General features: G+C 45.2%; 7 protein-coding genes and 1 rRNA gene. 1 reads left to right on the top strand and 7 read right to left on the bottom strand.

Annotated elements, in window-relative coordinates:
* The 7 genes from ARA78_RS12860 to purM form a co-directional block, all read right to left on the bottom strand.
* A 16S ribosomal RNA gene (locus ARA78_RS12860) occupies positions 1–324 on the bottom strand; the annotation flags it as partial.
* Between the two features lie 504 nt (positions 325–828).
* Entirely contained in the window at positions 829–2,190 is a 1,362-nt protein-coding gene (gene radA, locus ARA78_RS12855) for a DNA repair protein RadA (RefSeq protein ID WP_022216879.1), read from the bottom strand.
* A gap of 23 nt (positions 2,191–2,213) precedes the next feature.
* On the bottom strand, positions 2,214–2,630 hold the full coding sequence (locus ARA78_RS12850) for a hypothetical protein (RefSeq protein WP_022216880.1): 417 nt from the start codon (positions 2,628–2,630) through the stop codon (positions 2,214–2,216).
* Between the two features lie 236 nt (positions 2,631–2,866).
* Positions 2,867–5,350, bottom strand: coding sequence for an ATP-dependent Clp protease ATP-binding subunit (locus tag ARA78_RS12845; RefSeq protein ID WP_055273417.1), 2,484 nt, complete (start codon positions 5,348–5,350; stop codon positions 2,867–2,869).
* A 188-nt stretch (positions 5,351–5,538) separates the two neighbouring features.
* Complete coding sequence (purD, locus tag ARA78_RS12840) at positions 5,539–6,810, bottom strand: phosphoribosylamine--glycine ligase (RefSeq protein WP_022216882.1); 1,272 nt, start codon at positions 6,808–6,810, stop codon at positions 5,539–5,541.
* Positions 6,811–6,821: 11 nt separating this feature from the next.
* Positions 6,822–7,448, bottom strand: coding sequence for a phosphoribosylglycinamide formyltransferase (gene purN, locus ARA78_RS12835; protein ID WP_055280662.1), 627 nt, complete (start codon positions 7,446–7,448; stop codon positions 6,822–6,824).
* The gene (gene purM, locus ARA78_RS12830; protein WP_022216884.1) at positions 7,442–8,467 is read right to left on the bottom strand and encodes a phosphoribosylformylglycinamidine cyclo-ligase; all 1,026 of its coding nucleotides are present in this window, start codon (positions 8,465–8,467) and stop codon (positions 7,442–7,444) included. The genes purN and purM overlap by 7 nt, the downstream gene beginning before the upstream one ends.
* 225 nt (positions 8,468–8,692) lie before the next feature.
* On the opposite strand from purM, the gene ARA78_RS12825 reads away from it, so the two are divergent.
* Positions 8,693–11,002 (top strand): diguanylate cyclase, encoded by a 2,310-nt coding sequence (locus ARA78_RS12825; protein WP_055273411.1) that lies wholly within the window; start codon positions 8,693–8,695, stop codon positions 11,000–11,002.
* Positions 11,003–11,093: the final 91 nt, after the last annotated feature.

Below are 11,093 nucleotides of genomic sequence, written 5' to 3'. Positions count from 1 at the left end.
GTCCCAATGTGGCCGTTCACCCTCTCAGGCCGGCTACTGATCGTCGCCTTGGTGGGCCGTTACCTCACCAACTAGCTAATCAGACGCGAGTCCATCTCATACCACCGGAGTGTTTTCACACTGTGTCATGCGACACCGTGCGCTTATGCGGTTTTACCAGTCGTTTCCAACTGCTATCCCCCTGTATGAGGCAGGTTACCCACGCGTTACTCACCCGTCCGCCACTAAATCGGCCGGAGCAAGCTCCAGCTTCAATCGTTCGACTTGCATGTGTTAAGCACGCCGCCAGCGTTCATCCTGAGCCAGGATCAAACTCTCATTAAAAAGTTTGTAAATCCTATGTCAGAAATCATACTAGCTTGTATTTTTCCTAACCATCTTTACTGTTATTGGTTTGTTGGATCTTTGATATCATCTCTGATCCGACGTTCTTGAAATTCTTTTTTGGAATTTCAGGGTTGTCATGTTGTTAATTTTTCAAGGTTCTTTATGTTTTCGCCTCTCAGCGACAACTTCTAAATACTATCACATTCATCTCTCAATGTCAACAACTTTTTTCATCTTTTTTCAAGTCATTTCGTCAGCTCTTATGAACTGATTTCGTATCATAACCGGGTGATTATATAACGAATAAATCTCAAAACCTGATGCTTTATAGATGTTTCTGACACCGTCTCACGCGACAGCTTTTATAAGATACCACCATCATTTGGCAAAGTCAAGCACTTTTATTGAATTTTACACGAAATAATTTTGGCCACAATACCAAATGATACTGTGGCCATGCTCACCGCTATTATCGTGCTTTATATGATTGAATATTTTCTTCTATATATACTCCAGTGCCTGCTGTATATTTGCGACACCTACCACCTTCATGTCTCCAAGGTCTTTCATCTTCTTCACATTGTCCAGATTGGATCTCGGTATGATACAGGTCTTAAATCCCATCTTTGCGGCCTCGCGTACTCTCTGCTCAGCACCTGACACTCCACGCACTTCGCCTGAAAGTCCCATCTCTCCAAACATGACCATATCAGAAGGTATGGCACGGTTCTTGAAGCTTGATACAAGAGCAAATACTATTCCCAGATCTGCCGACGGATCATCAAGGCGCATACCTCCGGCTATATTCACATATGCATCACAGCCCGCCATAACTATGCCGCCTCTCTTCTCAAGAACAGCAAGCAAGAGATTTACCCTGTTGTAGTCGAGTCCCACACTTGTTCTTCTTGGCAGATTGAAGCTTGACTGGCACACCAGAGCCTGGATCTCAAGCAATATCGGTCTTGTTCCTTCCATTGTACATACTACTACAGACCCGGATGTGTCATCAGGTCTTCCATCCAGCATAAGCTGTGACGGATTCTTCACCTCTGCAAGTCCGGTTCCCTTCATCTCAAATACACCGATCTCATTTGTCGAGCCAAATCTGTTCTTTACTGCACGAAGGACTCTAAATCCGGCATTACGCTCGCCCTCGAAATAGAGAACTGTATCTACCATATGTTCAAGGGTTCTTGGGCCTGCCACGGTTCCCTCTTTGGTAACATGTCCTACTATGAATATGGCGATCCCTGTCTGCTTCGCCATCCTCATGAGTCTGGCTGTAACTTCCTTTACCTGGGATACACTTCCCGGTGCAGACTCCACGTCATCCGTAACTATGGTCTGTATGGAATCTATAACAATGACCTTTGGAGTGTCCTTCTTGACATACTCCTCCACATCCTCGAGATTGTTGACACAGAGAAGCAGCATATCCTTTGTAAAATTTCCGATACGCTCTGCCCTCATCTTTATCTGTGAAAGGGACTCCTCACCTGACACATAAAGTATCTTCTGTCCCATCTCTGACATATTCCTGCACATCTGCAGCAATATGGTGGATTTACCTATACCCGGATCTCCTCCCACCAGCACAAGGGATCCGCTCACTATCCCGCCGCCTAATACTCTGTTTAATTCGCCTATTCCTGTGGTAAAACGCGTCTCGTCGGTGGTCTCCACCTCCAAAATGCTTGTAGGCGCCACGACAGCCCTTCTACCGGACTGGCTCTTGGCGCCTACTGTCACTTTCTCCTCGCAAAATGAATTCCACGCTTTACAGCCGGGACACTGCCCCATCCATTTTGTCGATTCGAATCCACATTCCTGGCAAAAAAACACCTGTTTTCCTTTTGCCATAAATATCTCCTGTGTATGCTATATTAGTCAAATGCTCTCTTAACATCAACCTTGACTGGTCTGCCCTCTTCAAGATCTACGCTTATGCTCATCTTGCCACCGAGGTTGGTCTTGTTCTTGCCAACATATACATCGTCTACGTGAACCTTGTACTCTGTCTCAGGCTCAAGCTCAAGTGTGATGGACGCATTCTCTGGTCCCTCAACTACAAATGTAACATCGTTCTCATCAGCCTTGAAACCATGTACTGCTGTTCCCGGTACTGACTCATATACGAACATTCCGTTCTTCTCAAGCTTTGTGATCTCGTTGAAAGTCTTTATCTTGTAGATATCTCCCTGGAACTCAAAACCGTCCTTCTTGGTCTTTGCTCCAAGCTCATAATTACCGAATTCCAATGACTCCCCCTGTGCATTTATCAATTCATTTACTACTGACATTGATCTTATCCTCCTGTTGTTTTTGTATGATCTGAACTCTATCGCAATAATATCCTGATATATATCAATAATCTCTGTATACTATCCGTTAGTGATTTTCATTATACAGTAATGCATTCTTTTTTTCTACAAAATTATGCATTTTCACCAATATTTCATATTAATTTCTACTGCTTAATTTTCCGCACTTGGCACTACTGTATATCATGCTCACATCACAAATATCTAATCCGACATCATTCCTCTGTCTTTTGTTTCGCTGTAAGTGATATTTTCTCAGTGGTTTTTCCGTCGGTTTCCTTCTTTTTCTTCGTTGACACTGTGACTGTATCACCTTTTTTGACATCACCTCTGAGCATCGCCTCCGCAAGCACATCCTCCACATATGTCTGGATAGCCCTTTTGAGTGGTCTTGCTCCATACTTCTTGTCATAGCCTTTTCCAAAGATATATTTCTTTGCATGGTCGGTGAACTTAAGCTCAATATCCATCTGTGTCTGGACACGGTTCTTAAGTTCCTTTAACATAAGTCCGGTTATATCCTTTACATTTGCCTCGCTCAGGGCATGGAACACGATTATGTCGTCTATTCTGTTCAGGAACTCCGGCTTGAAGGTTCTCTTGAGCTCATCCATTACATTGCTCTTCATCTTCTCATGTTCCTTTGTCTCATCGCTTACCGTGACAAATCCAAGCTGCTTAGGGTCAACTATACCCTGTGCCCCTGTATTGGAGGTCATGATTATGATGGTGTTCTTGAAATCCACCTTTCTTCCCTGGGAATCCGTTATGTGTCCGTCATCAAGTACCTGAAGGAGAATGTTGAACACATCGCTGTGAGCCTTCTCTATCTCGTCAAACAGCACAACAGAATACGGATTGGTCCTGACCTTCTCACTGAGCTGTCCGCCCTCCTCAAAGCCTACATAACCCGGAGGTGAACCTATCATCTTGGACACGCTGTGCTTCTCCATGTACTCCGACATGTCAACTCTTATCAGGGCATCCTCACTTCCAAATACTATATCTGCAAGAGCCTTGGAAAGCTCTGTCTTACCGACACCTGTAGGTCCGAGGAACAGAAATGATCCCATCGGTCTCTTCGGATCCTTAAGTCCGACTCTGCTTCTCTTGATAGCACGTGATACGGCTGTAACAGCCTCCTCCTGGCCAACTACCCTCTTGTGAAGTTCACTCTCAAGGCGTTCAAGCTTCTTTGACTCCTTCTCCGTGAGCTTGCTAACAGGGATCTTGGTCCACACGGACACAACATCCGCAATATCGTTCTCCTGAACTGTGATATTTCTCTGGCTGGAAGACTGCTTTCTTGCATTCTTCTTTGCAAGCTCCTTCTGTCTCGCGCTCACCTCTGCCGCCGCCTCTATATTGCCAGCCATGAGTGCCTTCTCCAGATCGTCGTTGAGCGTTGTAAGCTCAGCCTCCACAGCCTTTTTCTTCTCATAATTATGTCTGTCCGATGAGAATCCGAGCCTCTTTCTGGAGCATGCCTCATCCATAAGATCTATGGCTTTGTCCGGCAGGAATCTGTCTGTTATATATCTGATGGACAGATCCACCGCAGCTTCAACCGCATCATCGCTTATATCGACATTGTGATGCTGCTCATAGCATGGTCTGAGTCCCTTGAGTATCTCCACTGCCTCATCCCTTGTAGGCTCATCCACGTACACCGGCTGGAATCTTCTCTCAAGGGCCGCATCCTTCTCTATATACTTCCGATATTCGTTCAGAGTCGTAGCACCTATCATCTGGATCTCGCCGCGTGACAGGGACGGCTTCAGTATATTGGACGCATCTATTGCACCCTCGGCACCGCCTGCCCCTATGAGTGTGTGAAGTTCATCCACAAACAATATGATATTGCCATCCGATATGACCTCTCCGATGACCTTCTTTATCCTGTCCTCAAACTCTCCTCTGTACTTGGATCCGGCAACCATGCTTGAAAGGTCAAGCGAAAGGAGCCTTTTACCCTTTACAGTATCCGGCACTTCATCGTGGGCTATGAGATATGCTATGCCCTCCACAACAGCAGTCTTTCCAACACCCGGCTCTCCGACCATACATGGATTGTTCTTCATTCGTCTGCTGAGTATCTGCATGACTCTCTCTATCTCTTTTGTACGTCCGATGACCGGATCCATATTGCCCATCCGTGCTTCCTGTGTCAGATCTCTGGAATACTGATCCAGTGTAGGTGTGGATGTCTTGCTCTTATTTCTCGACTTTTTCAGTGCTGCATATTCTCTCTTTGCCGTATTCGCATCGCTTCCACAGGCCAGAAGTATGTCTGTGTACACCTTCTGGATATTTACATTCTCTGATGCCATAAGCTTTACAGCTACACAGTCTGTCTCCTTTATAAGTGCCAGAAGGATATGCTCTGTTCCCACCTCCTGGGAATTGAGTCTTCTCGCCTCATACTGTGAGTCATCGAGAATCCTTCTTGCGCTCATCGTATATTTGTCTCTCTCCCCTGTGACTACTCCACCGGGTTCCAATGTATACTTCAACGCATCTATGATCTTAACTATATCCAGACCATTCTCGTTCAGAATACTGTACGCTGTTGTATCTGCTACAGATGCCAGTGCAACGATAAAATGCTCGCTTCCGACAAAATTCTGTCCAAGCTTCCTCGCCACCCTGTTTGCCTCTTTTATAACTATGTCAGATTCTTTGCTGTACGGTAATTTCATTCAGTCCACCTCAAATCTAAATAATCTAGGATTTTATGCGCTTCATTATAGCATATGTCGTCGTGCGTAAGCGCGATGACCTACGCACGCATCAGCGTGCTTCATTATAACATATATATTACAGGAATACAAAAGAGGTTTTGAGACAAATTCTCTCAAAACCTCTTCCGTAAATATATATCTATAGATTACTGCTCGTCTATAGCCTTACCTATATCATGTCTCATGTACTTGTTGTCAAATGTGATCCACTCTGTCGCAGCATATGCATTCGCACGAGCCTCGAAAAGATCCTTGCCCTTTGCTGTAACACCGAGTACACGGCCGCCATTTGTCACGATCTGATCACCGTCAAACTTTGTGCCGGCATGGAATACAAAGTAGTCATCCTTACCGTCAAACTTCTCAAGTCCATGTATAGGATAGCCCTTCTCATATGATACAGGGTATCCGTCTGATGCAAGAACTACGCACACTGCCGCATTGTCCTCAAACTGAAGATCGACCTTGTCAAGTGTTCCGTCGATACATGCCTCCATGACATCAATAATATCATTCTTCATACGTGGAAGAACTACCTGAGCCTCAGGGTCACCAAATCTTGCATTGTACTCGAGAACCTTAACACCATTTGGAGTCATCATGAGTCCGCAGAACAGAACTCCCTTGAACTCTCTGCCCTCAGCTTTCATGGCAGCCATGGTTGGCTTGTAGATGTTCTCCATGCAATACTCGTCTATCTCTTTTGTATAGAATGGACTTGGGGAGAATGTTCCCATTCCGCCTGTGTTGAGTCCCTGATCTCCATCCTTTGCTCTCTTGTGATCCTGTGCTGAAGTCATAGGCTTGATCGTTGTTCCATCACAGAAGCAAAGGACTGATACCTCACGTCCTGTCATGAACTCCTCTATTACCATGGTATTTCCGGCTGAACCAAAGTGCTTGTCAAGCATGATCTCCTTGACGCCTGCCTTTGCCTCCTCAAGGTCATTACATATGAGAACACCCTTTCCGAGTGCAAGTCCGTCAGCCTTTAAAACTATAGGGAATGTGGCTGTCTCAAGGTACTTGAGCGCTGAATCGGCATCTGTAAAGTTCTCATAAGCCGCTGTAGGTATGCCATACTTCTTCATGAGATCCTTGGAGAACGCCTTTGAGCCCTCTATGATCGCTGCATTTGCACGAGGTCCGAATGCTCTGATACCGGCTGCCTCAAATGCATCGACCGCACCTGCAACAAGCGGATCATCCGGCGCAACAACAACCAGATCGACTGCCTTATCCTTTGCAAATGCAACCAGCTTGTCAAAATCCATCACACCTATATCAACGCACTCTGCAAGTGCTGCGATACCTGCGTTGCCAGGTGCACAATATATCTTGGATACTTTATCACTCTTTGAAATACTTGTAACTATAGCATGCTCTCTTCCGCCGCTTCCTACTACCAATACTTTCATGGATATTCCTCCTAATCTTCTACAACTGCAATTCCATCTTCAACATGTACTTTGCCATGGGCGATCTTGTCTATAACCGCAGGCAGAAGCTTCCACTCAGCCTGTTCCATCACACGCTGCTGCAGAGCTTTCGGTGTATCACCATTCTGTACTTCAACTGCCTTCTGCATGATGATCGGACCTGTGTCAGTGCCTTTATCTACAAAATGGACCGTAGCTCCCACTACCTTGACACCTCTTGCAAGGGCTGCCTCATGAACTTTAAGTCCATAGTAGCCTGTTCCGCAGAATGCCGGTATGAGTGATGGGTGTATGTTGACTATCTTATTCGGATATGCATCTATCACTATCTCAGGTATGACCACAAGATATCCTGCGAGAACTATAAGATCCGCTCCGGTCTCCTGAAGCTTTGCGAGAAGTGCTTCGTTGAATCGAGCTCTGTCCGCGTAATCCTTAGGGCTTACGACCTCCGCTGCTATTCCCACCTTCTTCGCCCTCTCAAGAGCAAATGCATTCTTATTGTTGCTTATGACCGCAACTATCTCCGTATCTGTTATGACTTTATTATCTATGGCATCTATGATGGCCTGAAGATTGGTTCCGCCGCCTGATACCAGAACTGCAACCTTTAGCATAAGTCTACTCCCTTTTCACCAGCTACAACTGTACCGAGAACAAATGCCTTGTCGCCGGCAGCTTCTATAGCTGCAATAGTCTTATCTGCGTCTGCAGGGTCTATAGCAAGACACATACCAACTCCCATGTTGTATGTGTTGTACATCATATGCTCATCTATATCGCCTTTCTTTGCGAGAAGCTTGAATATAGCCGGTACCTCATATGAATCCTTCTTAACCTGAGCACGAACTCCGTCTGGAAGCATTCTTGGGATATTCTCATAGAATCCACCACCTGTGATGTGACTGCATCCCTTGATCGTAATGCCTGCATCCTTCACTGACTTGAGAGCCTTTACATAGATTCTTGTAGGCTCAATAAGTGCCTCACCGAGTGTCTTGCCAAGCTCGTCGTAATATGTATCAAGAGATTCCTTTGTCATCTCGAAAACCTTTCTTACAAGTGAGAAACCGTTGCTGTGCACTCCACTTGAAGCGATACCTATAAGTGTATCTCCAGGCTTAATGCTCTCTCCTGTAATAAGATCCTTCTTCTCAACAACACCTACTGCAAATCCTGCAAGGTCGTACTCATCCTCAGGCATAAGTCCCGGATGTTCTGCTGTCTCACCACCTACGAGGGCAGCTCCTGACTGGTTGCATCCCTCTGCAACGCCGCTTACTATAGTTGCAATCTTCTCAGGATAGTTCTTGCCACATGCTATATAGTCAAGGAAGAAAAGTGGCTCTCCACCAGAGCATGCGATATCATTCACACACATTGCCACTGCGTCGATTCCGATGGTGTCATGCTTATCCATAATATAAGCGAGCTGAACCTTTGTTCCGCATCCATCTGTTCCTGACAGAAGTATAGGCTCTTCCATATCCTTGATCTTAGCGAGACTGAAAGCTCCTGCGAATCCACCAATTCCGCCAAGTACCTCGGGTCTCATGGTTGTCTTGATATGCTTCTTCATAAGCTCCACAGACTTGTATCCAGCTTCAATATCTACTCCGGCATTCTTGTAATCCAATTTCTTATCCTCCTGTTATCTGTTTTGTACAAGGCGCACCGGCACCTTTTCAAATATTCCAATAAATTATAGATTATATCGAATACTTTGTAAAGATTGAGATGATTACAAATTGATAATGTGGTGAACGTGTGATATAATCACAATATATTGTGATTATATCTATCCGCAATATATAACAGTCGATTATACTACAGCAAAAGCAGTTACTAAAGGAGCACCCGCATGACCAACAACAGATTGAACATCGGTATTTTTACATGTCATATTGATAACGATTACGCAACAGAGGTTTGCAAAGGAGCTGAATACGCAGCAAAGGAACTTGACTGCAATCTCATCGTATTTCCGGGCATGTTTCTGAATGCCTCCTTTTATGATCCTGCCAATCAACTGTATGATTACCAGTATAATTCGATTTTCTACTATGCACATCCTGAGTGTCTGGACGCACTTATCATCTCCGTCGGAGCTATATCATCTCTGTTATCGGAGAAGGACATGAATTCTTTCCTTTCCCATTTTGATGGAATACCTATCCTCACACTGGAGGAGAAGCTTCCGGGATATCCATGCATCAGAACAGACAATTCAAGAGGAATGAGGGATGCCATAGAACATCTCATAAAAGAACACAAGAGAAAGCATATATGCTTTGTTGCCGGCAAGGATGACAACACCGACAGCAATCTCAGACTCAAGATATACAGAGAGGTTCTCTCTGAGAACGGACTCAGCGTTGAGGACCGCATGATAATACACGGCGACTTCGCAGAATACTGTCAGGAGGAGACTGCACAGCTTCTGGATGTCAACCCGGATGCCGATGCCATCGTATTTGCAAATGATCACATGGCAATAGGCGGTTACGCAGAGCTCAAGGCCAGAGGAATACGCATAGGAGAAACCATGTCGGTCATCGGTTTTGACGATTCACCATCTTCAGTCAACATGGATCCACCACTCACAACAGTCAATATCAATTCCTGTGAGCTCGGTTTCCGTGCAGTGTATGCGGCGGTGAGACTTGCCCAGACCGGCAACATGAAATCCGAGGCTTTGGATTCCCGACTTATAAACAGAGTGTCCTGCTGCTGTCACCTGTGCACAGAGAGTGACCTGATGAAGGATGGCAGACATTTGCTGGATCTGGATATACCAGACATCATCGATATTCTTGATGGCCGTCTCTTCGGTGAGATTGCAGATTCATTCTACGCATCCAAGGTCATGTCCGCCTACAACAGGATACTCATTGATATAGTATCCGTGATCAAGAGCGACATAGATACGGAGTACCCACAGAACAAGATCATCGATGAACTCAAATGTATTCTCGAATCTGACCTGACCGATTTTTATTCTGTCCAGAAAACAGCATACATGTTCCGTGAACTGGCTTCCATCTTCTCAAGCTGTAAATTGTCTGCCGCCAAGAGTCTCCAGTTCAACAGACTTAACACGACCATAACCAACACCATATCACTCTTCATCTCGAATCAGCTTTACAACACGATATACGAGAACAAGATGATGGGCTGGTCATCAATATACATAACCCGTGACACCCTGACATACGGCGAGGATCTTGGCAAGACATACACATCCATCCTCCACAAGCTTCAGGGGCTGAATTACGAAGGAGCTTACATCTACACCTACGACGATCCTGTGCGCATCACAGACACGGGAAGCTGGATCGTTCCAAAGTCAGTCTTCCTTCAGGCTTTCTTCAACCCGAACAATTGTCAGGTGCTTTTCGGAGAGTCTAGAAGGGTTCCTTCTATAGAGATTTTTGACAACGAATATACATACTATGACAAGCGTTTTACATCCGTCATAGTTCCTATATTTACAAACGAGGATCAACACGGAGTGTTCATATGCAACACAGATGTGGCTCACTTCAGTTCCATATATTCCACCAGCCTGCAGCTCGGTGCAGCACTGAAATATATGTCGCTGCTCCGTGAGCAGAACATCACGCAGGAACAGCTCAGGATGTCTCTGAACGAGATCCACGAGAAGAACGAGCTTCTGAACCACCTGTCGACATCAGATGAGCTGACGGGTATATATAACAGACGTGGATTTATGGAGCGGGTTGAATACTATATCAACATTCCGTCAAACTGTGGAATGAAGGCCATACTTCTCTTCGCTGATATGGATTCACTGAAAGTTGTAAATGACAAATTTGGACACAAGGACGGTGACTTCGCCCTCAAGAACATCGCGAACATCCTGTCCCAGAGTTTTGGTCCACATGATGTCATCGGTAGAATAGGCGGCGATGAGTTCGTATGCTTTGCATTTATAGACGACTCCGATTACGTCACCGAAGTGCAGCGCAAGATCAAGGATTTCTCAGCCGAGCTGAACGCAACCTGTGGCAAGCCATACTTCATAGAGATGAGCGTTGGTGTTACTGAATTTGTCTGCGATGGAGAACAGACCATCGAGGATCTACTCTCACAGGCAGACACGGCACTTTACTCAAACAAGAGATACAAGAGAATGTCCATACTGAAGTAATCTTCAGTATCAGAACAAAGATATATACATAAAGAGAGACAGATATTTATTTCGACTGAAGTAGATATCTGTCTCTTTTTGTCCTATAGGT

Source organism: Coprococcus eutactus, from assembly GCF_001404675.1.
In the GTDB taxonomy this organism is placed as follows: Bacteria; Bacillota; Clostridia; order Lachnospirales; family Lachnospiraceae; genus Coprococcus; species Coprococcus aceti.
This window is presented reverse-complemented; position numbering and strand designations above follow the sequence as displayed.

Bases quoted from the DNA above. Each gene is read 5' to 3' on its own strand.
- radA (WP_022216879.1), bottom strand. From the start codon at position 2,190: ATGGCAAAAGGAAAACAGGTGTTTTTTTGCCAGGAATGTGGATTCGAA.
- ARA78_RS12850 (WP_022216880.1), bottom strand. From the start codon at position 2,630: ATGTCAGTAGTAAATGAATTGATAAATGCACAGGGGGAGTCATTGGAA.
- ARA78_RS12845 (WP_055273417.1), bottom strand. From the start codon at position 5,350: ATGAAATTACCGTACAGCAAAGAATCTGACATAGTTATAAAAGAGGCA.
- purD (WP_022216882.1), bottom strand. From the start codon at position 6,810: ATGAAAGTATTGGTAGTAGGAAGCGGCGGAAGAGAGCATGCTATAGTT.
- purN (WP_055280662.1), bottom strand. From the start codon at position 7,448: ATGCTAAAGGTTGCAGTTCTGGTATCAGGCGGCGGAACCAATCTTCAG.
- ARA78_RS12825 (WP_055273411.1), top strand. From the start codon at position 8,693: ATGACCAACAACAGATTGAACATCGGTATTTTTACATGTCATATTGAT.